The sequence below is a fragment of the Bacillus sp. FSL K6-0073 genome, assembly GCF_038006085.1.
GTDB lineage: Bacteria > Bacillota > Bacilli > Bacillales > Bacillaceae_G > Bacillus_A > Bacillus_A cereus.
Genome location: NZ_JBBOUN010000003.1, coordinates 229,498 through 255,825 on the forward strand (window position 1 = coordinate 229,498; position 26,328 = coordinate 255,825).

Here is a 26,328-nt window from a genome sequence, read left to right on the forward strand (position 1 = left end):
CTCTATGCAAGTAGTGTAGCTTTTATAACTATTTAGGAAAAAATAATTGACGAATTAATGCTAATAAATTATAATATAATTAAAGATAAGTAAATATAGAAATCAGGAAGGGTTTGTGATAACTCTACAAAAAAAAGGAGATGATAGTATGTTACAAGAATTACTGGATGGTTATTTTTTATTTTTAGTTGCGTACTCTCTATATCGAGTTGTTGTTGCAGGTGTAGAAACTGTTCAAGATATGCCTGAACTTAAAAAGAACAGAGAACAATACTTGAGAGAGATGGGACGATTATAATTTTTAATCTTCCTTTATATACAGGTAAAGAGACAGAATCTGTCTCTTTTTTTATTTTTCTTTTATTTTCTTTCCTACAATTTTTTCATCTTCAGCTTTTATACGAAGAATCATATGAGGATAGCTTTCTTTTTCTTCTATACTCGTGTTCTTTTCAGGTTCCACTACGTTATAGCCAACGACAATATCTTTATTTGCCTTTCTTACATCAAACAACTCAATACCATATCCAGTTGTGAATTTCTTTCCGTCTGCTATTACAATATAAGTATATTCTTTATCCGTTTTAGAATGGACACCTTTTTCTTTTGATGATTTTTCATACCAAGATTTCATGTCACCTTCATTCAATACACTTTCATCTAATAATTCATATTTTATCTCTTTTTGCGTTTTTAACTCTTTGACAGTCCATGTATCTTTTTTCATAAGCGTATTCTCATTAGAACAGCCAACAAATACACTTGTAGTGATAGAAAGTAATAACATTATGCCTATTTTTCTTTTACTCATCATGTATATGCACCTCCATTTCATTCCTATATTATATATTTTTCATAGACTATATTCAATAAAAAAACAAACAAAAAGAGCTGACCCTCTATTCAGTCAACTCAATTTTTATTTGATTCTGATTCGGTTTTGTTTTATCAATTTTAACAACTCTCGTATTTGTTTCCGAAATGTTTCCTGCCTTATCATATACTCTTGATTTAACAGTCGTAATTCCTTCATTCATAATCATGAATGGCTCTTTATAAATAGTCCACCCTTGATTAATCACCCCCTCCAATGTATATTCAATCTTTTGAATACCTGAAGAAACAGGCATTTCTAATCCATTCACCTTTATATTTGCTTCTTTTCTATTTCCTGCATTGTCGAATACGACAAACGGATACACACCATTTTGGTCTACTTTGAATTGAACTGAGAATTCTCTCTGCTTTGTCCCATTAGGCAATACTATTTCACTTACACCACTCTGACTATCCGTAGCCTTCACATCAATAAATCCTTCTTTTTTATTCTGAGAAATAGAAACGTTTGTCGAAACCTCTGGTGGAGTTATATCTATTTGATTTATCTGTATGGTTTTGACCGTAACATTCCCTGCTTTATCATACACTTTGAATGTATAGCTTCCATTCGTTTTTATTTTGTACGAAATCTCTTCTTGATTTGTTTGACTACTATTCGGCAATTCAATTCGGGAAACACCACTTTTACTATCACTGGCTTTTAATTTTAATTCTATTTCCTTATTTGTGAAAGTGTTAGGTATTCCTTCAATATTTAATACAGGATTATCCTTATCTATTAACACTTTTACGGTCTTCTCTGTCTCTTTCCCACGATTATCTAATACTTTATAGACATAAGTTCCCTCTTCACTTAACGTGTCCCTATAGGCGTTCTGGTGCACTTCACGACCATTTGGTAGCGTAATTTTATCTACTTGAAAATCATCATTATCCAATAATTCGTATTTTAAGTCACTATATTCCACTGTGAAATCATGGTCAATGTGAGGAACATCAATTTGTGTCCATGGTTGTAAGTCTTTATAATAATTACCAGGAATTGTGAATATTTCTTCAAAATGAACCTTCCCTTTTCCTTTCAAGTCAATCAACTTAAAATTATTTGCTCTTGTCCATGTTCTTCTTAATGTGTATTCACTTCCAACATTACCCATGTAAATATAAGAAAACCCTACACCTATAGTTTCATTCACAGGTTCTCTTTTTGCATTTATAAACTCCACATTTCCAGTAATTCTCACCCTCTTATCTTTATAGGTTGTGAAGTTTTGCCACATAGGAAGCCAAGAATCTCTGGTATCTTGCTTATATGTCCCTTCATACCCCACATCATTCGTAGAGGAAATGCCTACAGATACATCTTTATTCGTCCAACCTTCCGTAGATGCTTTTATCTCCACTTTTGAAGGAATGTTAACATTCCCAATTGGAACAACTGAGTATCTGTAATTACCAGCCTTATCCTTCGACACAAAGTTGTATTCTTTATTCTCTGCAAAAGTGTATTCAAATTCCCCTGTTTTAATTCTGTTTCCATTAGGTAATTGCACATAATCTAAACCACTTTCACTATCTTGTACCTTTACCTTTAAAACAAATTGTTTGTTTTGTCTTTTATTTAATTCCTCTCTATTTAACACTTCAAAAACAGGTGGTGTTATATCGGATTCTTCCTCTCTCATTTGAAACGGTTCATTTGTAATATCGACGTCTCCCTTTTCAAACCTTACATAATTAGAGTATAAATAAGAATCATCCCCTGGTGTATCATAAGGCTTTATATCAATGACTTCTTTAGTGATTAATAATGGATAATTATCCTCGGACTTATTGACAACCATCCATACTAATTCTTCTCCTAAATATGTTCCGAATTTAACGTCGTCTCCAATTTTCATGTCTTTTGCCAACATGTTATTGGACAATCTATATTCAGGTTTTAAATGAATAGCAGGGACTACACCTTTTGCTTCTTGAGCACGGGAGATTCTTGTAGCTGAATCTTCCCATCCTACTGTTGATACATTATCTGAAGCTTGTTCAGCATAACCAGTCGATGTAAGCCAAGGAATTGTATCGTTAAAGTAACTATTTTTATTTTTTGCAGATTTACTAATGGATTTTGTTAAGGGGAGTCCTCTTTTTTGAATATAGTCATACACTTCCCATATGTTTAATAAAAACACTTTATCTTTTTCGTTCCGATAAAAATAATCCATCTTTTCTCTCTCTATATTCGGAAGTTGAAACAATAGGGATTGGTTATCAACATGTGCAGGAGGTCTTTGTAATCCACCACCATGTTTCCCACCAGTATTCGCATCATGGAAGTTCACATGTACCCTGTGATTCGTAACAGCTATACCTTCTTGTTCACTCTTTGTAAATGTAGTTAAAAAGCCTGGTTCCATATCGTATGCAGTATTACCTAATTTTTGAGAACTTGGAGGTAGATTGGTATATTTTACTACATTATCTGTACTATTTAACCATTCTCTAATATTAGAAGACCCCCAATATGAACTTCCCCATACATCCCTTCTTAAATATGAGTTTTCACTCCCTACAAGCTTATTTTCAAAAGTATCAATAGCATGTGCAGAAATAGGATAACTACTTATACCTAAAGTAACTAAGGCACTTATAATCATAGCTTTATATTTTCTCATAATGTATCCTCCTCCCTAAATCTTTTTATTATTATATCGTTCTTATACAATTTTTAATTCTTACAATAAAAAATAAGAGACCTGACTGTTTAGTCGAGTCTCTTTTTATTCTAACGTAATTAAAATTCCATTGTTTATTGGTTTTGTTTTATCAAGTTTTACCACTTTTGATTTTTCACTTGAAATATTTCCTGCTTTGTCATAAGCTCTTGATGTAATCGTTGTAAGACCTTCTTTTTTTATGAAAAACGGCTCCATATAATTGGTCCAACCCTTATTTTCTGCACCATCTAACTTATATTCTATCTTTTGAATTCCAGAGATAGATACCTTTTCTAAATCCGAAATTTTAGAGGTTATTTCCTTTATGTTTCCCGCATTATCTTTTAATTTAAATGGATATTCTCCATTTTCATATACATTAATTTTCACTGTATCTCCTTGCACCCATTCACCACTTGGTAATTGAATCGAATCTACACCACTTTCATCATCTTTAGCGATTACTCGAATCTCTCTACCAGATTTATCAACATTATGTTTTTCATCTAATAAGAATGCTGATTGAATGTGATGATAAGGTTGTAGTTTGTCTATGTTTCGAATGGCTACTTTTTTTATAGCCACATTACCCGCTTTATCATATGTTTGAAATTGATAATCACCATTCGTCTTTGCAACAAATTCAAACGAGGTACTTGTCGTTTCACTTCCATTTGGTAAGATTGTTTTTGCTACGCCACTTTGAGAGTCAGAAACCGTTACATTCAACTTAACGTCTTGATTTGTCCACTTGTCACTTATCCCATCAACTTGAATTGTAGGTAGTGTTTTATCAATCTTTACTTCCACATCTTTTTTTGTTATCATGCCTCGGTTGTCTAACACTTGGTACGTATAACTCCCTTCTTTTGTTAGTGTATCTTTATAACTTTTTTCACCAATTGAATTTCCGCTTGGAAGTATGATTTTTTCAATAGCAAAATCATCTTTGTCTAACAATTCATATCTCACATTTGTCCATTCGACTTTATAATTCGTATCCTGTGCATCTACATTGATTTGTGACCATGGAATTAAATCCTTATAATAGTAATCAGGAACTGTGAAAACCTGGTCAAAATGAGCTTTCTTTTTCTCTTGCAATTCTTTTAGAGAATAACGTATTGGTAAATGATAATTTTTTTGCAAGTTATATTCTGAACCTGATTTATTGACCGAAGTAAAAATGAATCCCATTCCTGTAAAATAATCTCCTACAGGTTTTTTCGCTTCAATAAATTCAACATCTCCTGATATACGAATTCTTTTCCCCTTATATGTTGTATAATTCGGCCACATCGCTTCTGTTCTATCACGATTATTTTGAATTTTTTCTGCAAAAGCACTCCCTACATCATTTGATGCTGAAATATCTACCGTTACATCTTTATTTGTCCATCCATTTGCAGAAGGATTAATAATTACTTTTGGTGGTATATTGATGTTTCCAACTGGAATAACGAAGTATCTAAAATTACCTACCTTATCTTTTGCAATAAATAAGTATTCTTTATTCTCCGACATCGTGTAAGAAACTCGTTTGTTATACACCTTGTTTCCATTTGGCAAAATGACATATTCTATATCAGATTCATCACTTGCTTCCAATTCAAGTGTAAACTCATCATTGCTTCTTTTATTCAATTTATCTTCATTTAGTATTTTAAAATCTGGTGGGGTTATATCCTTGCTGTTATTAATATTTCGATAAGGTTCTTCTACGATATTCACATCTTCTTTTTGGAAATCAACAACCTCTGAATATTTATAAGCCTCATCCCCAGGAGCATCATAATGTTTTAAGTCTATGATTTTTTCAGATAATAAAAGCGGAAATCCTTCTTCGGTTTTATTGACAACCTCCCATTCAATAGGAGCCCCATTATAGTTTCCAAATAATAATTTCTCTCCAATCTGAATATCTTTAGCTATCTTCCCATTCGGAAACTTATAATCTGGTTTGATATGTATAGCAGGTACTACGCCTCCTAATCTATTTGTGTAACCAAATACAAGTGACCTCGATGAATCAGGTGTAATTAAAAATGTCAGGTCGTATCCAATGTTTGCTCTTCCACCACTTAACATCCAATGTTCATAGTTGTTATAATAACTATGTTTCTTTTGTGCTTCAGGCGTTAATTCCTTAGGTAACGACCAACCTCTTTTTTGTAAATAGCTATAAGCCTCATAAGCATTTAAAAAGAACACTTTATCATTTTCCATTTTATAAAAGAAATTCTTATTATTATTCAACAAGCCATTTAAACTAAATGTCATTGATTGATTAGGATAGGCTACATCTGATTGAGATGTATTCCCTCCATCTTTCATTCCCGCTTGTGCATCTGTAGTAGAAACATATACACGGTGTTTAGTAACTGCAATTGCATCTTGTTCTTCCACATTAAAATTTGACAAGAAACCTGGTTCTTTATCATAAGCAAAGTTTCCTAATTTATCTGAAGATGGCGCTTGATTTGTATACTTTATATAAGATTTATCAGTATTTAACCACTCTCTAATATTAGAGGTTGTCCAGTAATTGCTTCCATATGTTTTTCTTGATTGCATGGATGGCTGAATAAGTTCATTTTCTTTCACACCATCTGCATAAATAGGCTGACATTGAATAGTTAAAAGGGAAATTCCTAAAAACGAACTTACTATTTTTTTAAATGTATTCATTTTTAGTCCTCCTCTCGTATTTTTGATTTCTATAATAAATTCAATTATTCTATTATAGAAATCAAAATTCGAAATCATTCCGATTCTCATTCCAAACCTCTATGAATCTTTATATGTTGACATGCAATCCAGATACGGTATATGAAATTACACATAAGAAAAAGAGCCTTAAAATCAGCTCTATTATTTCAACTCTATTAAAATTTGGTTGTTAACTGGCTTTGTTTTATCCAATTTAACCATTCTTGTTGATTCTTTTGAAACATTACCTGCCTTGTCATATGTTCTGGACGTAATCGTTGTAAGGCCTTCTTTTCTTACGAAAAACGGCTCACTGTAATTAGTCCACCCTTTAGTTTCTGCACCGTCTAACTTATATTCTATCTTTTGAATGCCAGAGACAGATGCTTTCTCTATCTCTGTAATGTTTATTGATGTGCTATTTATATTCCCTGCTTTATCCTTTAATTTAAATGGATATCTTCCATTTTCAGATACAGTAAATGTCACATTATCTCCTTTCAACCATTCACCACTTGGCAATTGAATAGAATCCATACCACTATCATTATCTTTTCCTATAATCGTTATTACTCTACGAGTCTTGTCATATTTACCGTTCTCATAAATATAATTCTCCTGAGTCGAAAAAGTAGGAGCTTCTTTATCTATATTCTTAATCTCTAAAACTTTTTTCGTTACATTTCCTGCTTTGTCATGTACTTCAAATGTATAGGTTCCATTTTCATATACTTTAAAATCAAAGATATCTTTCTCTACCTTGCTCTCATTAGGGAGAATGGTATAATCTATACCACTTTGAGCATCAGAAGTTTTTACTTTTATGTTTATATCTGCATTGGTCCATTCCGTTTGAGATTGCTCAAAGTCTATGGTAGGAGATGTTTTATCAATCTTTACCTCTATAGACTTCTCTGTTACCATCCCACGATTATCATGTACTTTATACGTATAAACACCTTCTTTAGATAAGGTATCCGTGTAAACAGAATCCAGTATATCCTTTCCGTTGGGTAACTCTATCTTATTTATTTTAAAGTCATCATCATCCAATAACTCAAACTTTAAATCTGTCCATTTTATTTTATAATCCTTTTTATACACATCAATATTCATACCTGTATATGGCTCGAAATTTGAGTGATAATCATTTGGTACAGTAGAGATAAATTCAAATGTTTGTTTTCCTTGTTCCTTCAGTGTCTTTAGCGGAATTACTTTAGGAATTACCCATGTTTTTACCAAACTATATTCTGAATCATACTCTTTATTTGAAGCATATGCATATCCTATCTGAGCATTTATCTTATCAACGGATTCTGTAGCACTTAGTAGTTCTACAGAACCCGATACTTTTATTCTTTTCCCTTTGTAGGTTGTATAAGTTTCCCAAATCGGATGGTACTTACTTCTATAGTCTTGTGTATAGCTTGTATGTAAACCAACTTGGTTAGAAGCACTAATGTCTACTTTTACATCTTTATTTGTCCATCCATTTTCGTTTCCTGAAGACTTCACCAGAACCTTTGAAGGTGTATTGATGTTCCCTACAGGGACTGTATAATATCTGTGATTTCCTGCTTTATCTTTTGCGATAAATAGATATTCCGTGTTCTCCGAAACAGTATATTTAAATGTTGAAGATTTTACTTTATTTCCATTTGGTAATTGGATATAATCCAACCCTGATTCATTATCAGTCACTTTAAAATCTAATGTGAATTCGCCCTTTTGGGTCTGATTGATTAATTCTTTGTTTAATAATTCGATGATTGGTGGTTGAACATCTTTTTGATTTTCGTTAGGCGTGTACGTTTCATCTATAACACTTACGTCTTCTTTATTAAAGTTTACAGTATCAGAATAAGCATACGATTCGTCACCTTGCGTATCAAATGGTTTGATATCTAATATTTCTTCAGATAAAAGCAATGGATATCCATCTTCGGTTTTATTGATAACTTTCCATTTAATAGGTACATTATTGTATATACCGAAATTTAATACATCACCTATTTTTAAATCTTTTGCCATCGTCCCATTATTTAACTTGTATTCTGGCTTTAAGTGAATTGCAGGTACAATGCCCTTTGAATTATTAGCGTTTCTTCTTCTAACACTTGCCTCTGTTATTCCATCAATCGTTAAGAGGGCTTCACTTCCTACATCTTCTCCCCCACTTGATGTATACCATTCTATAGATTCCTCATAGTAATTTCTTTTTTGTTTCGCCTCATTTGAGATGTTTTTTCGTAAAGGTGTACCTCTTTTCTGTAAGTAATTATAAACTTCATATACGTTTAACAAGAAAACCTTATCATTTTCATATTTATAATAATACTTGTCATGATTCATAACTAAACCACTTTGACTAAACGTAATAGAAGGATTGTAATACCTAAGTAACGGAAGTTTTAAGCCCCCTCCATCATGAACTCCTGACTTTTTATCAAAACCTGTAACATTGACTCTATGCTTTGTAATAGCAATTGCGTCATATTCTTCTTCTGAAAAACTATGTAGAAACCCCGATTCTTTATCGTAAGAGAAATTTTTTATTTTCGCTGATGTTGGTGGCTGATTTGTAAATTGAACATTCTTAGCATCACTATTTAGCCATTCTCTTATATTTGAACTCGTCCAATATGAACTCCCATATAATTTCCTACCTGATGCAGACTGTTCTATTAAGAAATTCTTTTTAGGACTTGGATTTTCTTCAGCATGTATATGCACAGGAGCTAAACAAGATAATAATGCCCCTATTGATAAAAGTGCTATGTTTTTTTTAAACAACATCATCACCCCCGTTTCTATTTATTTACTTATTATATAAATTTTCACCAACTATAGTCAAAACAAAAAGAGGGGATAGTACCCCTCTTCTTAATCTTTTCCTCTTATCTGTACCTGAATATCTTTATTCTGCCAAGTAGATGGAGCTTCTATATCTACCGATGGATTTTCTTTATCAATGTTAGAAACAATGATGGACTGTACAGTTTCATTTCCACCTTCATCTACTGCTTTAAAGTAATAAATCCCATTTTCTTTTACAATGAAGGTTGCCTTATCATTATTAATCCAATCTCCGTTTGGTAAACAAATTTTGATTACACGACTATCTTTATCAGTGGCAACCACTTGTAAGGTCACTTCTTTATTGGTCCACTCTTTCGTACTTGGTGTTATGCTTATCTCAGGTGAGAATTTATCCTCATAGTGATAATGAGCTACTTCTGAAATATTACCTGCATTATCAACACTCGCTACGTGAATATAAAACTCTTTTTTGTTTGGAACATTGAGCTGATAAGAAGTGCTTGTCGTTTCTACTTTTCCATCGGGTATGGTATTTGGTTTTTCATCAATAACAATGGAATATCCTCTTAACCCTGTTTTTACTTCCGTTTTTACAACGTTAGATGTTAATTGGCTTTTCGTATCACTACCTTTAGCTTCTACATAATATTCATAAGAAGTTCCCTTATCAACAGATTCTTTAAAATTGATTGTTGCCGTATCATCTAAATTCAGCGTCACTTTGTTAATATCAGGTTTCGAAGGAGCATCCACATCTTGACCACTTCTATCATCTAAATGCGTATCGGAAGTCAATTGAGCTAAATAGAACAGCGTATTCGCTAACACCTTTTGTTCATCAGGTGTTGCTTGCCCATTAGAATGACCAGTTTGAATAATAGCTGTGTTATTCCATGTGTGTAAATAAGCATTTGTATTACTATTTAAGGAATCATCAACTGCACTTCCCGTAACAGGATTACCCCAACTGTTTCCCACGAATTTCATCCATGTATCACCGTTAAAATGAATACTCATTGTATGGGCCATCGGAATTTTTAATTCTGTTCCTACATTACCTATTTTCCATGGATACTCCAGTAGCAATCCTTTTTTAGTGATTGCTATTTTTTCACTACCAATCCCCCTGAATTTTGTAGGGTCTGACACATTAAAATCATCTTTTACGGCATCAAAGAAATCAACTGAGGATGAAATTTTTGTCATTACATCATGACCTGCGAGCACCCCTTTTCCTCTCCGCTCAAAATCCTTTATTGCTTGTATACTTTCTTTTCCTAAAGGACTCCATCCGTTAGCATCATATGTACCTATCATCATTACATCATATTTGTCTTTTCCTTTTTCATCATATATGTAAGAATTGGGTGATGAATTGAATTCTTCTTGCGTTACTGCATCTACCTCAATAACGCCCATCCCATAACCTTTGCTATTTTCGGAGTTAGATTCTTCCATCCATTTCTTTAAACTGGCTGATACAGGCATTACGTTTCGTTTGCCATCTCTATCTATAAAATCAATTGTAGAAAGGGTTGTATCTTTCCATTTAGTAGGGTAGATGTTTAATACTTTTACTTTCTTTTTATAATCAGTAGCAGAAACACTTTGAAATTCTTTTTCTCCATCTTTTTTCTTAAATACTTTATACGTATATGGCTCCGATTTTCCACCTTCCCAAGTTAATTGAACCATATTCTCTTTATGATTCGCTTTCGCTTCTAATATTGGGATTTCAATCGGAATATGAGCTGTTTCACTTACATTCCCTTGATTATCTATAGCCTTTATATGTAGAAATTGTTTTTCGTCTTTGATATTTCTAAATGAAATATTCTCATCCGTTGTGTTTATTGTATTTCCTGGTTCGGTTTTTGGATTTTTATCTAATACATAACTATAGCCTTTTATCCCCGATATTACTTCTACTGATTTTTCTGTTGAAAAAGGTGTTTCTCCATTTTCAGATATACCTTTTATCTTGTATTTGTAGTTCGTACCTTTATCTTTAGGCTTATCGAATTTTACATTTAAGTTTTTGTCTTCTTTCACTACGGTTGCCTTCATAACTTTATTCGGTTTTTCTTTATCAATCGCATTCATATCCTCAAACTCGGAACCATATCCTTCATATATCTTCGAACCATCTCTTTGCAACTGAACTTTTGTAGCATAACCTACCTTGATATCATCCACGTAAGTATTTCCATTTTTAGATTCTACTTGTTGTCTCAATTGTCTTGGGTTTTTCAACCAATCTATATCAGGATATTCAGTTACTTTGCTATTCATATTAATAATTTGCCAACCATCACTATGTTTTACTGTTTTTGTCGCAAATCTAATAGCTTCACCCGTATTTCTTGACCGCCACTGTTCTCCTTTTTTAAAGCTACCTTTGATAGGTGCATTTAACGTAACAGTGTTTGTATCCCTATCAATTTCTCTAACAGATAGATTCTCTTTATGGTCATATGGGTCAGTATCTGACGTAATATATGAAGCTAATCCAAGTCCTACAGTTGTATTCACTTTAAATGTTTTTGTTCCTGGTGGTACATCTTCAGCAAAATAAATATTTCTATGAGTGAAAGAATTCCTATATGCCCAAGAGGTAAACAGAGAAACTGTTCCTTCATCATCTGTTTTTACTTTCACAGAAGCAGAAACAGGTTTTCCATTCGGCAAAGCTAAAGGGTTGTATAACCAAGTATGATTCCAACTTGAAGTCATATCGTATGGCCACCATACTGAATTCCCTTTATCAGGGAATGTATTCGGAGTCATATATGCTCCTGTACCCGCATAAACATTTTCTTTTTCATGAACAATCTTTTGTCCACCATCACCTAAACCATTATTTCCATCATAGACTAATTCTGGTTTAGGTTTTTCATTTTCTTCATATCCAACTGTCCATAGTACATCACTATCTAAAATTTCAGTAGCCCAATCTGCCCTTGCATGTAAACCATTTTGAGAAACACTTAATTCTGGAATTCTGGACATTAAATATAAATCTTTTATTTCCTCGTCATCTGTTCCACCGTTAAATATGTTAATCTCATCTAAAATACTTTCTCCATCTAATCCATACTGATTATCGTAGCTATATCCGCTAATTACTAACTTGTTGTTCCAACCAACTTTTTCAGAGAATTGTTTCCCTCTTACTTGAGATAAATTTTGCTTTACTCCATTTAAATAGAGTTTGTTTTTATTTATATCATTTCTATTAAATACTGCCACAACATGGGTTAATTCATTTGGTTTTATCTTGTCTTGAACACCAAATACGTCATCATTGTTTGTATTAAAACCAAAAGAGCCTTCTATGAAATATAATGAATATTCTTCAAAACCAATAGGCATAAACATATCTTTCTTCCCATCCCATTTCATCCAAAATGAGAATGTTAATTCATCCTGTTTTTTTATATCTAAATCTGATAAAGGAATTTCTACTTTGTCACCATTTGGTTTTAATCCCTTATTCCTACTACCTGGTTCAAAGTTCTCTTTTCCTTCATTTGTTTTATAAACTTTTCCAGTCACTGTATTTTCTATCTTTTCTTTATCAAAATTCATTTCAAGTATTTTTCTTTGATTGTAATATTCAATATCCCCATAACTGGAAGCTTGAACAACTTGAGGTGAACTTACCATAGCTGTTAGCATTGTAATTACTGATATGATAGATGTGTATTTTCTCATATTTATCGCCTCCTTTACTCATTCCACCTTACTATTATAGACTTATTACATCAACTAAAGTCAATAAAAAATAACACCTAAAAAGGTGTTATTCATCATTTCCTACAATTTTCACTTCAACATCCCTATTCATCCAATTTTCAGGAGCACTTATATCAGCTTTTGGATTCTTTTTATCTATATTTGATACAACGATAGATTGTACTGTTTCACTTTCTCCTTGGTCCACTACTTGAAAGAAATAGATACCATTCTCTTTTACAATGTAAGTTGCTTTGTTGCCATGTACCCAATCACCATTCGGCATTTGTAGTTTCATCACTCTACTATCTTTATCTGTAGCTGTAACGTGTAATACAATTTCCTTATTGGTCCATTCTTTTACATTTGGTTCAATCATTAATACAGGAGCCTGTTTATCCTCGTAATGATAGTGAGAAACCGCTGAAACATTCCCTACCTTATCCACACTTGCTACATGAACATAAAAGTCTTTTGTATTAGGAGGCGAAACGGTATAAGATGTGCCTTTTGTTTCAATCTCAGCATCAGGAACTGTATCTGACTTTTCATCAACTACAATTGAATATCCTTTCAATCCAGAAGTTATAGTTGCTTTAGAAATGTTAGACTTTAATTTACTGTTACTATTTCCACCAGTTGCTTCTACATAATATTCATAATCCGTCCCTTTATCTACTGCACCTTTATAGTCAATAGACACATTTCCATCTGAACCTAAATTCATAGACGTTATAGATGGAAGTGTAGGCGATGTAACATCTTGGCTACTCCTATCATCTAACTCTGTTGCAGAAGTCAACTGAGCCAAATAGAACAGTGTGTTTGATAATATCTTCTGCTCATCAGATGTAGCCTCTCCATTCGAATGACCTGTTTGTATCATCGCTATGTTATTACGAGTTGTTAAATAGAAGTTTAATGGGTCATCCATACCTATGTTCTCATAATTAAATCGTAACCATATATCTCCTGCTGTTTTTTGTTTATAGGTGTGTGCAAAAGGAATTTTTAATTTTGTTCCAATATCTCCAATTGCCCAAGGATAATTTGTTAATAATCCCTTTTTATTAATTTCTACAGTAGAATTACCTGTTACGAATTGCTTTTTATCATTATTCCCATTGTAAATGGACACATTTTCATTTACATACTCTATACCATTACCCTCACCAATTTTAATAAAATTAGGTCGTAAATTATGAATGGTATCATGACCAAAAAGAAGACCCTTTCCTGAAGCGACAAATGTATTCACTTCCGATACAGAATCATTTGAAATATCTTGCCAGTTATTGTTGTTCCACAAGCCAAACACAAGCTCATCATATTTATGTATCATTGACGGGTCTTTATTGAATTCAGTGATAGAAACAGCATCCACATGAATTAACCCTTTCCCATAACCTTTCTCATTCTCCTTGTTAGGCTCTTCCATCCATTTTTTTAGCGAAGCAGATTTTGGAAGTGTAAATGCCTCGCCTTTCCAATTAGAAAAATCTATCATTGGAATATAATCTTTATTTGTATTATCTTGACTTCTTGTTTCTGGATAAATCTCTAATACATGTATCCCATCTTTATAACTACTTGTTGATGTTGTTTGGAATTCTTTACTTCCTTCCTGTTTCTTAAATACTTTATAGGTATATGGTTCAACACTACCTTTTGTCCATTCCAGATGCACAAAGTTCTCTTCATTATTTGCTTTTGTTACTAAATCAGGAATTTCAATCGGAATATGTTTTACTTCACTTGCATTCCCTTGACCATCAATCGCCTTTAAATGTAAATAATGTTGTCCTTTCTCCTTTAAAGATGTTTTTAATGCTTCTGTTGTTAAATTAATCTTATCTGAAGGAATCGTATTCTTATTTTTATCAATGACATAACTATATCCTTTTACGCCTGACGTAACTGTGACTTCTTTCTCTTTAGAAAGTGGTGTTTCACCTGTTTTGGATAACCCTTTTATGTTATAAACATATTTTGTACCTAAATCTTTAGGTTTCTCGAAATTGATAGATAAATCATCTTTATCCCCGTTAAAAGTTATCTTCCTAACCATGTCTGGTTTTTCTTTATCCGTTGCTCCCTTATCTTCAAATTCAGAATTATACCCTCTATATACCTTATTTCCATCTCGATATAATTCAACTTCTGTTGCATACCCCATTCGAACATCATCTATATACATTTCATTCAAAACCCATGAGGTAATAAAATAAGTAAATCCTCTTTTCGCAGTATCATAATAATCCTTGTTATCAACCGTTGTATTTAGATTAATCGTTTTCCATGTGTCAGAGTTAAAGAGTTCTTTTGTAGGAAAATATGCAGGGTTAAAATGTGTATGTCCTGGTACATCAGCCCCTTTAGGGAAATCTTCTGCAATAGGGCGACTCAACTCCATTGTTTTTGTTTCTAAATCAATGTGAGTAATATATCCGTAATCATAAAATCTATCTGGGTTAGCTTCAGGAATAATTTTATCGGCATAATAATAATTTCTCATTCGATTATTCACTACATCTATAGGGAATTGTTCTAAATTATCTACCTTTAAACGTTTACTACCCGCTTTTGCACCTTCTAATAAAGTAAGCGGTTTGCTATACCCATATATAGAAGCTAAAGTAAAAGTTTTATTGATAGGTCCCCCAATAGCAGTTGAAGTAATAGTGGAATGTCCTTTTGGTTTCACTTTTACACTCATACTAAAGTGAGAGCCATTTGGAGCGGTTTGTCTTCTACTAAAATTCATATAGCTCGTTTCAGACTTATGTTGTGACTTATCCTCACTTTCATTAAACCAATTATTCCCCTTACCATTTACTGTTGACCCAATTTTCACAGAAGTCTCTCCATCATACGATTCTTCATTCGTAAAACTCTGTGAGCCATCAGGTGTATTTGACCTTGGAGGAAACGTAGGTTTTTCTTCTCCATTTTCAAAAGACGTTTTATAAAATAAGTCTGTGTCTAAAATTTCAGTTGCCCAATCCACTCGTGCATGTAAATTATTCTGTCTTACTGATAAATCAGGCACCCGCGAAAGTAGAAACATTTCTTTTGCTTGCTTCTCATCTGTACTTCCTTTATATAAGTTCACTTCATCTATTACAGAATTCCCTGTGACCTTATGAATCTCTTGTCCATTCCAACCACTTATTTGAAAGTAATTCGTATTAAATACTGCATTCTTATTATTGACCGTCCCTCTTATCTGCTTAATATCCTGTTCTTCCCCATTTATATACAATTCGTTCTTTTCAACATCGTTTTTATGAAACACAGCAATGACATGCGAAAATTGATTTACTTTTATCTTATCTTTCACACCATATATATCATCATTTCCTGTATTAAATCCAAAATCACCATTATTTAACCAAAGGCCATATTTACCAAAACCAATCGGAATGATTCCATCTCGATTTGAATTCCCTTTTAAATCTCCATCCCATTTAAACCAAAACGAAAGGGTAATCGTATCGTCTTGCTCTATAGACAAATCTTTAATCGGAACTTTTATATCATCCCCATTTATTTGTAACCCCTTATTCTTACTACCTGGGACGAACGTTTCTTTATTTGATGTTGTTTTATACTCGTTACCACTGACTGAATCTATCGTTTTTTCATTATCAAAATTCATTTCAAATACTTTTCTTTGATTATATGAATCTACACTTCCATAACTGGAAGCATGGGCATATTGAGTTGACGCTATCATTCCTATCATCATTGCTACGGTTGATAATACTGCAATACTTTTTTTCATATACTCGCCTCCCTAAAAAACATTATACCTATTATAGACTAAAAACATCGACTAAAGTCAATGAAAAATAGCACCTTGAAAGGTGCTACTCATCATTTCCTATTATCTCAACTTTTACATCTGTATTTACCCAGTTATCTGGAGCATTGATTTGTACAGTTGGATTCTTTTTATCAATGTTCGAAAGGATAATATATTGAATCGTTTCATTACCACCTTCATCCACCGCTTTAAAGTAATAGATACCATTTTCATTTACAATGAATTCAGCCTTACTTCCATTTATCCATTGTCCATTTGGTAATCCTATTTTCTTCACCCTACTATCTTTATCTGTAGCAACTACATGTAATGTTATCGCTTTGTTCGTCCAATCCTTCGTACTTGCAGTAATTGTTAATTCAGGAGAAGATTTATCTTGATAGTGATAGTGAGATACTTCCGAGATATTACCTGCATTATCCACGCTTGCTACATGGATATAGAAATCTTTGGTATTCGGAACAGTTAACTGATAAGAAGCAGTTATTGTTTCCGTTTTTTCATCGGGTATAGTATATGGGCTTTCATCAATAGCAATAGAATATCCTTTTAGACCTGTTTTTACTTCAGCTTTTGCAATGTTAGACTTTACAACACTTTGTGTGTCACTACCTTTTGATTCAACATAATACTCATAGGAAGTCCCTTTATCAACAGACTCATTATACGAAACATCTACTGTACCATTTTCATTCATCACAGCCTTATTAATATTAGGCTTTGTAGGTGCGTCTACATCTTGACCACTTCTATCAGCTAACTTTGTATCTGAAGTCAATTGAGCTAAGTAGAACAAGGTATTCGCTAATACCTTTTGTTCGTCTGGTGTTGCTTTTCCATTAGAATGACCAGTTTGAATCATCGCTGTATTACTCCATGTGGTCAGATAGAAATTATTTGTTCCTAATCCTGTTTCGGAGTCTGAAACCTCTGGTCCCACTCCAACTTCCTTGTCCACAAATGGCGATTTCCAATCTGAATAATTCATCCACACATCCCCTAAAGTTACTTGTGAATTCGTATGCGAAATTGGAACAGATAACTTAGAGCCTATATCACCTATCGCCCAAGGGAAATTTGTTAACAACCCTTTTTTCTTAACCTCAATGTTCTGACTACCAATCCAAGGCATTTGAATCGCTGAAGCTCTCGCTTCATAGACATTTCCATTAAACGGATACGTTTTTATTCTAAGGAAATCACTCAATTTCACAAAGTTTTTTAAGTTGTGATATTGCGTAATTGTATCATGCCCTGCTAAGAACCCTCTTCCAGAATTAATAAAATCCTCTATGACTTGCTCTCCTTGAATGCTTAAATCTTGTTGCCTATTTGTATCCCAAGCCCCTGCATAAACTACATCATATCGCCAAGAACCATCTGGGCTTTTAAGGTATTCATTAGGATTTTTATTAAACTGATTTAATTCTACTGCGTCAACATCTATTAATCCCTTTCCATATCCTTTTGCATCCTCAATATTCGGTTCTTCCATCCATTGCTTAAGCAATGCTGATTGAGGAAGAGTGATATTCTCTCCTTTCCAGTTTTGAAAAGTAATGTCTTTCATAAGAGAAGCGGTATATGGATACAAGTTTAAAACTTTTACTTTTTTCTTATAATCCGTTGCTGACACACTTTGAAATTGTTTTTCTCCTTCTTTCTTTTTAAACACTTTATAAGTATAAGGCTCAGTTTTACCACCACTCCACTTCAACTCAATTAAATTATCTTTATGATTTGCCTTTGCCTCTAATGTAGGAATCTCAATCGGAATATGTTTTGTATCACTTGTATTTCCTTGATTATCTATTGATTTAACATGCAAATAATATTGTTCTTGGTCTTTCAAGGATGTTTTTAATGATTCTGTTGTTAAATTCACCTTATTAGAAGGAATTGTAGTTGGATTTTTATCAATCAAATAGCTATAACCTTTAATTCCTGCTGTAATTTCTACTTCCTTATTTTTTGACACTGGAGTTTCCCCATTTTTTGATAACCCCCTAATACTGTAGGTATATTTAGTGCCTACATCTTTTGGTTTCTCAAAGGAAATAGATAAATCATCTTTATTTCCATTAAAAGTTATCTTCCTAACCATGTCTGGTTTTCCTTTATCAATTGCTTCTCTATCTGCAAAATCAGACATTAAACCTTTATATACCTTTTTACCATCACGATATAATTCTACTTCCGTTGCATATCCAAATTTTACATTATCCAAATACACAACCTTGTCAGTTGAGGAAGCCATGTAATAGGAACCCCCTCGTTTACTCACATCATAATCTTTATAATCAGTAACATAGGTATTAACACTTACTTTTTTCCACCCTTCCTCGTTTGCTACATTACGAGCAGGGAACGACCAAGCTCCTCTCCATTGGCGAAAATGAAATGGCGTTCCTTCTTCTACATCTCTATCTACACCATCAGAATTACGAAATGTAACCGTCTTATTTTCTGTATCTACACTTTCCACTTGCATCACCGCACCAATTTTCAATTCATCTTGGTCAAGTGTATATCCATGCTTTCCTACTTTGAAAGCATCTGGATTGTCAATATGTGCAACTTTAGCTCCCCTTTTCATAGATTTCGTTAACTTTACTGGTGGTAAATCGTGGTCATAAAAACTTTCTGCCCATCCACCATCTCCATTTGCCATAATTAACGACTTCGTTCCACCATTATTCTTTGCATAGTAAGTAACACTTAATGGTATTCCATTCTTAAATTTAAACCTCTCCCATACATTTATAGAACGCTCTCTATTTCTATTCGGCCATTGAATCCAGTTCCCATTTTTAAACGTATCTTCTGTTCTAATAGATTGCTTGCCAGAGAATTTATCCTCTGTTGTAATAGACTGACCTCCATCACCATAAAACTCATCATATCCCCATTTAAAATTCGGTATAAAATCATTCGTTTCAAAATCCGTTTGATACAGCAAGTCACTATCTAAAATATCAATTGCCCATTCTGATTTCGCATATAATTCATTTTGATACACATTCAATTCTGGAACTTTAGATAAAAGATATAAATCTTTCTCTTCTCCGTCTTGTATTGAATCTTTTAAAACATTAAATTCATCAAGTATGATACCCTCATCCATATCGTGATAGTTATCATATTTCCATCCACCTATTTGAAGCGAGTCATCAAATGTAGCTTTTTTATTATCAGGACTTCCTTCCAATTGTGAAAGTTCTTGTTTTTTTCCATTAATAAATAGCTTGTTTTTCATAACATCATTCTTGTGAAATTCAGCTAACACATGCGTCATTTGTCCTGCTTTCAAGCCTTTCCCCATACCATAAATATCATTTTCACCTGTATTAAAACCAAAGTTCCCATTGTGAAACCATAGTGTATATTCCCCAAAAGCAAATGGTATAAAATCATTATCATTTCCATCCCATTTCATCCAAAGAGATACTGTGATTGTTTCTTCTTTGTCTATTTTTAAATCCGAAGACGGAATTGTAACTTTTCCAGAATTCAATTGAATTCCTTTGTTTTTACTTCCAGGTACGTACACCTCATTTTGATTCGAAGAATCATATGTTTTTTTATTTATCTTATTTTCAATTCGTTCTTTATCAAAATCTATATCTACTACTTTTCTTTCGTTATAATAACTCTCTGTTTTGTTTACGTTCGCAATTGAAACATCACCTACTGCTCCTGTAGTAAGAGCAATGGCTGTGAACATAGGTATTAAGCTTTTCATACCAACACCACCTTTTATTTATGTGTCTATACTATAATATTTTATTTAATATAGTAAATAAAAAAAGCACCTTATTAGGTGCTTTTTTACATTTCAGGCTGATTCGCAAAAATTAAGTCAGGTACATATGGTTCTTTCTTTGTAGTAGTAAATATCGTATACGTATTGAATAGTTTAATTTCAAAAGTTTTATCAATTTCTTTTTCTACTAATGTATCTTGAACACCATTATTCATAATGTTTGCATCTACCTTTTTGATAACACGTTTTTTGATTTCTTTTCCGTTCTCATCTAATGCTTCAATCGTATAAGAATTATTCTTATCATCAAAAGAATAATTCGTTATATAATAGTTTCCTACTACTTTAAAATCTCTATAATAGGATTCACACGTAGAAGTACCTATTACGATGGCACTTAAAGCACCAATCACTAAAAGAATGATACTAAACATACGACTCTTTTTACTTTTTGAGAAAACAAAAGGAAGAGAGCAGAAAAAACAAACACCTACCGCAATTATATATTGCATCTTAACAACCCCCCGCATTTACTATATATGTAATATACTAATTATTTTATTTACTTTAGTCAATAAAAAACTCCCTTTCAAAGGGAGTCACTAACTTAAATTGTTAATCTTTCACCGAAATACTCTTCCGCTTTACTTACGACATTTGAAACGTCCTCCATAATAGCTACCGTTTTTGTTTCATCTTCTGCAATATCAATAGGAATTGATAGGCATAAGTCAATGCAGTAGTTAGTTGTTTCTTCTTCACGATATACCAAGAAAGAATTAATTGCTTCATAGTTAAAGTATTCTGATTGAACTCCATCTATCTGGACAAAATCCTTTAAAATTTTTGGTAAACGTAATACTGCAAATTTCTCCACAAACCCTTTTGGTTTCATTGATTTTTCCAAATCTTTTTCCTCTATACCAAAATACTCTTGTGCAAATTCTGTATCAATCACAAACTTCTTGATAATAGAGATATTTTCTTTTTCAACAAAACTTTCTGTCTCTAATTCTTGTGACTGAATAAGTTCTTGAATGTGAGATTCTAATCTTTCTCTAATCACTTCATATTCTACTAATAATTCTTCATTTGATTTAATACATTTTATTTTTGTTAAAATGAAACTCTTAAATCTATCAGTATCCATCCCATCATCTTTTAATGAAAAATGAATATCTTCATCAATTGCATTATGTTCTAACAATTTATCAAATGTATCATGTAACGAACGTTTTACGATATCAGGATAATCTTTTAAAATCTCTGTTTTATAGCTAATTAATTCCATTCCAAATACGTTATATTTATTCATATAGGCATTCCCCCTTTTATTCTAATGACTTATCATATTCAAATAAAACGAGAAACATAATTTTATATTGTTTAGAACGATTTAATATCCCCAAAAGGTAACAGTCTAACAAATACCTTTCCAATTACATCTTCTTTTATAGAAACTGTTCCTACAAAAGGACTACGAGAATCCATACTATTATTTCGGTTATCCCCCATCACAAATACATTTTCTTTAGCTACTTTTATTTTTGCATCTGCATTATTTTTCATATCTTCTTTGATATATGATTCTTTTAACTCTTTTCCATTTCGATATACATGATTGTCTTTAATTTCAATTTCATCACCTGGCAAACCAATTACCCGTTTAATCAAAATGCGACCATTCAATTTTGGAGCTTTCAACACAACAATGTCATTGTAATGTGGCTCTCCTACTTTATATGCTGTTTTATTAACAAACAAATAATCTCCATCTGCTAATGTATTATCCATGGAATGACCTACAACTTTGGCAGGAGCAACAAAACAAGTAATAACAATAGCGATAATTACCGCAACCGCCATGTATTTGAAATACTCCCAAAAAATCAATCCATAATTTTGTTTTTCTTCAAGATTCTCTTTTCCCAAATCAAACACCCCTTTTTATTTACTATAGTCAATATATTAACACTTGTTTTAGAGACTTTCAACATCCACAAAACCCCTCCGAAACATAAACCTATATACATAATTTTTTAATTCTAATAAATTTAATAAAAAATTATCATTTACAAAAAAACAGAAGATATACCTTCATCCCCTGTTTATTATTAACATTACAAGTTTTCTTCTTTTTCGACTATGTAATTAAATTTGTTTTTAATCTTACGTACAATTCGTTCAAGAAAGTATCCATGTTCAATAAAATCATCTTGAATAGCTTGTAATTTGTTTTCTAATGTTTGTATTTGTTTTGTTATTTCAAAAGCTTCATTATCTATATTTAACAAATCTTTATCTAAATTCTTTATGTATTTCTTTTTTTGTAATGCTATTTTTGCTAATTTGAATGGATTTCCTCCACCAATTGCTAACGGATTCTGCTTGTATAGGTCTATTTCTTTTCTACTTTCCCTTAATTGCTCTAACTTTAAATACGCCTCATTAATTTGTATTTGAATAATGGTTTCTTGTTCATTTTCAATACAATGTATTTTTCGTTCTTGAATACTGATATAGCCCATTTCTATCCCATCTATTGAAATAATAATAGGTGAAGGATAAATGTTGGCATCATAACTTAATTCTACTTTTTCTAAAGCAATGAATTTTTCTAATTCAGGGATAAGATATTCATATAACATGTTTTGAAAAGACAATAACGCATCCTCACCATATGGTAATAATAAATACGGTAATAGACTTTCATCTCCATTAAATAATTCTGTCATAATGCAAAAAGGTGTTTCCTCTATTTTATTTAATATTTTTTTACACTCTTCTATTTGAATTACACTCCCATTTAATAATTCATTCAGTTCTTGTAACAAAGGTATCATCTCCTTATAGGTTTTCTTCCTATATATTAGAAGAAAATATCTTTATATATAATGTTTCTTAGGTTCGACACTTTTTCTTTTATTTTTTATTGACTATAGTGAATAAAAATGTTATTATAAGTGTAAGGTAATTAATACCTTTTAAAAAACGATTTTCTATTATTAGTTGTATTTCTCTTGTTTATAAAGGAGGAAGTTCCTCCTTTATTCATATCACGGAGCCTTAGCTCAGTTGGTAGAGCATTCGGCTCATAACCGAACGGTCACAGGTTCGAAACCTGTAGGCTCCATTAAGTAACTTTTGTACAACTAATATTTATATTTTAGGTAAGTGCTATACATAGAGAGTCCTATTCTCTATGTAAGTGGGATTACTGTTGTGAGAATTCTTGATGCTTAGTCGTTGTGACAAGTATCGTAGTTGGGAGTAATGATAGGGATACCATTCCCCTGAACTTACAACAAGAATTTAATTGGAGGGGATTAAATTCAGCAGTGTGATGACTGTAACATAATTGTTTAACTCCTAATTGTTCTATAAGTTGTTTTGACTAATTCAGCTTATAGAACAAAAAAACATAGGTTCGACAAGTTTTTTTAAAAAATTTGTTATAAAAAATATAAAGTTATCTATTATATATATTAGTTTATAAATGTTATGGGGGTATCGTTTAATTAGGTAGGACACTGGTCTCCAAAACCAGGAATATAGGTTCGAGTCCTATTGCCCTCGCCAATATTATGGAGGTAGCATGGGGCTACGCTTGACGAAGCACGGATTCAGGTTTAATTCCTGATTGCATCTATAAGGTGTATTTGAGACCGATGTGGTTCGATTCCACATACCTCCTCTTTAATTACTTTAGGCTTTACGCCTCCACACGACAGAGTGCAGTAGTATTATTTCACACACATGAAAGAGCTGTGATTAGCTCAACCAAGCGATTAGGTAAGTCTGCATGGATATATATGACGAGGAGCAGACATAGTTCGGTGAGTGGGTTTATTCCGAACATAATATTATAACTATTATTCGCTCGTAGCTCAGTTGGTAGAGCAATCGACTTTTAATCGAGAGGTCATAGGTTCAAATCCTATCGGGCGAACCAAATTATCTTGTGGATATGATGGAATTGGCAGACATATCGGACTTAAAATCCGATGTCCTTGTGACGTGCAGGTTCAAGTCCTGCTATCCGCACTTCAATGTTTCTCAATGTACATATTAAACATTGATTTAGAGAATTGCGTTTCCGATATACGGCTAAAATATCGGATTTAAACATGCGGGTATGGTGGAACTGGTAGACACGATTGCCTTAGGAGCAGTTGCCATGCGTGGCGTGTAGGTTCGACTCCTACTATCCGTATCATAGAGAATGAAGAAACAACACTAAAACCATCTTTTAACGAGGACCACAAGGGGACGGATTTGTTAAAGAAAAGTGAAGTAGCGAAATTGTGATATGAGTGTATTCTCATAGCTTGATTAAGGGACCTAATGTGCACAACCTTTAATCAGTTGACCATCCGTCTACAAAACAATTTTTAGCTATGGACATTTATGAGGTTTGGGTTGTCCTGAGGTTTCTTTCACTTTCTATTTCTTACTATTTAGAATAATCACTAACTATCATGGGGCGTTAGGCAAGCGGTTTAAGCCAATTGACTTTCTATCAATTATTCGTGGGTTCGAATCCCATACGCCCTTCCATTGTGCGATTATAGTGTTCAATGTAGCACGGCAGGTTGCCAATCTGTTAGTACGGGTTCAACTCCCGTTAGTCGCTTTTTTAAATCTATAATATTACTTTTTGTAGCGAGGTGTATCGAGAATGAGCATAAAGCTAAACGAGTTAATACAAAATGCAGAGAATTTATTCTCTCAAAAAGAAATAGAACAAATGTTTATTGAATCTGGTTATGAAGAGGTTAAAGAAAACAGGTAGAACAAACATTATTGAATATATTTCTATCAAAAAGAATACTATTTATTTACATTACGGGCTATTAGTGTAGCGGTTATCACCCCTGCCTTCCAAGCAGGAAACATCGGTTCAATTCCGATATAGCCCTTTTTATTAACAGGATATAGGGTAATTTGGTCACCCACCACATTTGGGATGTGGTTCATGTAGGTTCGAGTCCTGCTATCCTGATATTCATGACGCTTGTAACTTCAGTGGTAGAAGCTACACCCAATTGTGTAGATAAGTCGGTGGTTCGATTCCATCCAAGCGTCCCCAAAAAAATAAGTGTATTGACACAGGCTAATGCGTGAGTGCTCGTTCGATTCGAGAGAGAAGGTTGTACCTAAAAGAGTTGGTTCTACTTGCAATAATTTAGTCCATGGATGTGGGGTTCGAATCCTAAAATTAGAAGAATCATATTTTTTTCTATAGCGTGGGGCAGTCTGTGTGAGTACATTTAGTCTCAATTATTTTATGGTGTTTGTGGTGGAATTGGTAGACACGCCTAACTGTGGATTAGGTGGGAGAAATCCTTTGCAGGTTCAACTCCTGTCATTCACCCTTTTATGCGGAAGTATCTCAATTGGTAGAGGAGCCAACCGTTTGGTGAAAGACCCATGAAGGAAACGAGGTAGGCAGGGTTGTAGGTTCGAGTCCTATCTTCCGAAAAGTATCATCCAATTATCAAGGGCGGGTTATCCCGATAACAAACATAATTAGTAGAACAAACTTTTTAATAATTTTTATTGACTATAGTTAATAAAAATGTTAATATACTAATATAAGTTGTTAAAGATTCAGAACAAAATCTACATGCTATTTACCTGCGATTAGTAGTGTGTAAACTAAACTTGTTCTGTCTCTCCTTTTTAATAGAGAAACTTACACTTTCTCTATTGTGGTTCAGTATCTCAGTTGGTAGAGAGAGCGTTTCATAGGCGTTAGGTCGGTGGTTCGAGTCCACCCTGAACCATCTTATTATTCACCTGTAGCTCAGTTGGTTAGAGCAGTCGCCTGTTAAGCGAAAGGTCGTAGGTTCAAGTCCTACCTGGTGAGCCATATATGGTAATTGTGGGTTCAAATCCCATCATTACCACCTTTGACA

12 protein-coding genes and 14 tRNA genes are annotated in these 26,328 nt (G+C 33.0%); 15 read left to right on the forward strand and 11 right to left on the reverse strand.

Translation table 11 applies throughout. The features are described from left to right. Positions 1-148: 148 nt before the first annotated feature. Positions 149-298: a hypothetical protein gene (locus tag MHB52_RS32380; protein WP_172796976.1), complete on the forward strand. Its 150-nt coding sequence runs from the start codon at positions 149-151 to the stop codon at positions 296-298. A gap of 51 nt (positions 299-349) precedes the next feature. On the opposite strand, the gene MHB52_RS32385 is transcribed toward MHB52_RS32380, so the two are convergent. The 11 genes from MHB52_RS32385 to MHB52_RS32435 form a co-directional block, all read right to left on the reverse strand. Continuing rightward, positions 350-814, reverse strand: a complete 465-nt coding sequence (locus MHB52_RS32385) for a protease complex subunit PrcB family protein (protein ID WP_061662371.1) — start codon at positions 812-814, stop codon at positions 350-352. 85 nt (positions 815-899) lie between these two features. Continuing rightward, positions 900-3,512 carry an OmpL47-type beta-barrel domain-containing protein gene (locus tag MHB52_RS32390; protein WP_061662370.1) on the reverse strand — a complete coding sequence of 871 codons (2,613 nt, stop codon included), beginning with the start codon at positions 3,510-3,512 and terminating at the stop codon, positions 900-902. Between the two features lie 105 nt (positions 3,513-3,617). Further along, positions 3,618-6,242, reverse strand: a complete 2,625-nt coding sequence (locus MHB52_RS32395) for an OmpL47-type beta-barrel domain-containing protein (protein ID WP_061662369.1) — start codon at positions 6,240-6,242, stop codon at positions 3,618-3,620. A 183-nt stretch (positions 6,243-6,425) separates the two neighbouring features. Next, positions 6,426-9,062 (reverse strand): OmpL47-type beta-barrel domain-containing protein, encoded by a 2,637-nt coding sequence (locus tag MHB52_RS32400; RefSeq protein ID WP_080451494.1) that lies wholly within the window; start codon positions 9,060-9,062, stop codon positions 6,426-6,428. 87 nt (positions 9,063-9,149) lie between these two features. Beyond that, the gene (locus MHB52_RS32405; RefSeq protein WP_061662367.1) at positions 9,150-12,800 is read right to left on the reverse strand and encodes a LamG domain-containing protein; all 3,651 of its coding nucleotides are present in this window, start codon (positions 12,798-12,800) and stop codon (positions 9,150-9,152) included. An 88-nt stretch (positions 12,801-12,888) separates the two neighbouring features. After that, on the reverse strand, positions 12,889-16,605 hold the full coding sequence (locus MHB52_RS32410; RefSeq protein WP_061662366.1) for a hypothetical protein: 3,717 nt from the start codon (positions 16,603-16,605) through the stop codon (positions 12,889-12,891). Positions 16,606-16,690: 85 nt separating this feature from the next. Beyond that, positions 16,691-20,389, reverse strand: coding sequence for a hypothetical protein (locus MHB52_RS32415; protein WP_061662365.1), 3,699 nt, complete (start codon positions 20,387-20,389; stop codon positions 16,691-16,693). 86 nt (positions 20,390-20,475) lie between these two features. Next, positions 20,476-20,922, reverse strand: a complete 447-nt coding sequence (locus MHB52_RS32420; RefSeq protein WP_253703078.1) for a hypothetical protein — start codon at positions 20,920-20,922, stop codon at positions 20,476-20,478. Positions 20,923-21,017: 95 nt separating this feature from the next. Next, positions 21,018-21,725, reverse strand: a complete 708-nt coding sequence (locus MHB52_RS32425; protein WP_061662364.1) for a hypothetical protein — start codon at positions 21,723-21,725, stop codon at positions 21,018-21,020. 71 nt (positions 21,726-21,796) lie between these two features. Further along, positions 21,797-22,351 carry a signal peptidase I gene (lepB, locus tag MHB52_RS32430; RefSeq protein WP_061662363.1) on the reverse strand — a complete coding sequence of 185 codons (555 nt, stop codon included), beginning with the start codon at positions 22,349-22,351 and terminating at the stop codon, positions 21,797-21,799. 179 nt (positions 22,352-22,530) lie between these two features. Next, positions 22,531-23,253 (reverse strand): hypothetical protein, encoded by a 723-nt coding sequence (locus MHB52_RS32435; protein WP_061662362.1) that lies wholly within the window; start codon positions 23,251-23,253, stop codon positions 22,531-22,533. A gap of 217 nt (positions 23,254-23,470) precedes the next feature. Here MHB52_RS32435 and MHB52_RS32440 point away from each other — a divergent pair. The 14 genes from MHB52_RS32440 to MHB52_RS32505 all read left to right on the forward strand — a co-directional run bounded on the left by MHB52_RS32440 (position 23,471) and on the right by MHB52_RS32505 (position 26,282). Further along, a tRNA-Ile gene (locus tag MHB52_RS32440) sits at positions 23,471-23,543 on the forward strand. A 370-nt stretch (positions 23,544-23,913) separates the two neighbouring features. Further along, positions 23,914-23,989: transfer RNA gene (locus MHB52_RS32445), tRNA-Trp, on the forward strand. Between the two features lie 297 nt (positions 23,990-24,286). Then, a tRNA-Lys gene (locus MHB52_RS32450) sits at positions 24,287-24,362 on the forward strand. Between the two features lie 9 nt (positions 24,363-24,371). Next, a tRNA-Leu gene (locus tag MHB52_RS32455) sits at positions 24,372-24,454 on the forward strand. Between the two features lie 85 nt (positions 24,455-24,539). Next, positions 24,540-24,623: transfer RNA gene (locus MHB52_RS32460), tRNA-Leu, on the forward strand. A 267-nt stretch (positions 24,624-24,890) separates the two neighbouring features. Beyond that, positions 24,891-24,967 (forward strand) — tRNA-Glu (locus MHB52_RS32465). Between the two features lie 4 nt (positions 24,968-24,971). Then, a tRNA-Gly gene (locus tag MHB52_RS32470) sits at positions 24,972-25,043 on the forward strand. 214 nt (positions 25,044-25,257) lie between these two features. Beyond that, a tRNA-Gly gene (locus MHB52_RS32475) sits at positions 25,258-25,329 on the forward strand. 9 nt (positions 25,330-25,338) lie between these two features. After that, positions 25,339-25,412 (forward strand) — tRNA-Pro (locus tag MHB52_RS32480). Between the two features lie 7 nt (positions 25,413-25,419). After that, a tRNA-Trp gene (locus tag MHB52_RS32485) sits at positions 25,420-25,499 on the forward strand. A gap of 200 nt (positions 25,500-25,699) precedes the next feature. Beyond that, a tRNA-His gene (locus MHB52_RS32490) sits at positions 25,700-25,785 on the forward strand. Positions 25,786-25,792: 7 nt separating this feature from the next. After that, a tRNA-OTHER gene (locus MHB52_RS32495) sits at positions 25,793-25,891 on the forward strand. Between the two features lie 232 nt (positions 25,892-26,123). Continuing rightward, positions 26,124-26,196, forward strand: a tRNA-Met gene (locus tag MHB52_RS32500). A gap of 9 nt (positions 26,197-26,205) precedes the next feature. Further along, positions 26,206-26,282, forward strand: a tRNA-Asn gene (locus MHB52_RS32505). Positions 26,283-26,328: the final 46 nt, after the last annotated feature.

What these genes read in the sequence shown, in the direction of transcription:
- MHB52_RS32380 (WP_172796976.1), top strand. Translation starts at nt 149, where the DNA reads ATGTTACAAGAATTACTGGATGGTTATTTTTTATTTTTAGTTGCGTAC.
- MHB52_RS32385 (WP_061662371.1), bottom strand. Translation starts at nt 814, where the DNA reads ATGATGAGTAAAAGAAAAATAGGCATAATGTTATTACTTTCTATCACT.
- MHB52_RS32390 (WP_061662370.1), bottom strand. Translation starts at nt 3,512, where the DNA reads ATGAGAAAATATAAAGCTATGATTATAAGTGCCTTAGTTACTTTAGGT.
- MHB52_RS32395 (WP_061662369.1), bottom strand. Translation starts at nt 6,242, where the DNA reads ATGAATACATTTAAAAAAATAGTAAGTTCGTTTTTAGGAATTTCCCTT.
- MHB52_RS32400 (WP_080451494.1), bottom strand. Translation starts at nt 9,062, where the DNA reads ATGTTGTTTAAAAAAAACATAGCACTTTTATCAATAGGGGCATTATTA.
- MHB52_RS32405 (WP_061662367.1), bottom strand. Translation starts at nt 12,800, where the DNA reads ATGAGAAAATACACATCTATCATATCAGTAATTACAATGCTAACAGCT.
- MHB52_RS32410 (WP_061662366.1), bottom strand. Translation starts at nt 16,605, where the DNA reads ATGAAAAAAAGTATTGCAGTATTATCAACCGTAGCAATGATGATAGGA.
- MHB52_RS32415 (WP_061662365.1), bottom strand. Translation starts at nt 20,389, where the DNA reads ATGAAAAGCTTAATACCTATGTTCACAGCCATTGCTCTTACTACAGGA.
- MHB52_RS32420 (WP_253703078.1), bottom strand. Translation starts at nt 20,922, where the DNA reads ATGCAATATATAATTGCGGTAGGTGTTTGTTTTTTCTGCTCTCTTCCT.
- MHB52_RS32425 (WP_061662364.1), bottom strand. Translation starts at nt 21,725, where the DNA reads ATGAATAAATATAACGTATTTGGAATGGAATTAATTAGCTATAAAACA.
- MHB52_RS32435 (WP_061662362.1), bottom strand. Translation starts at nt 23,253, where the DNA reads ATGATACCTTTGTTACAAGAACTGAATGAATTATTAAATGGGAGTGTA.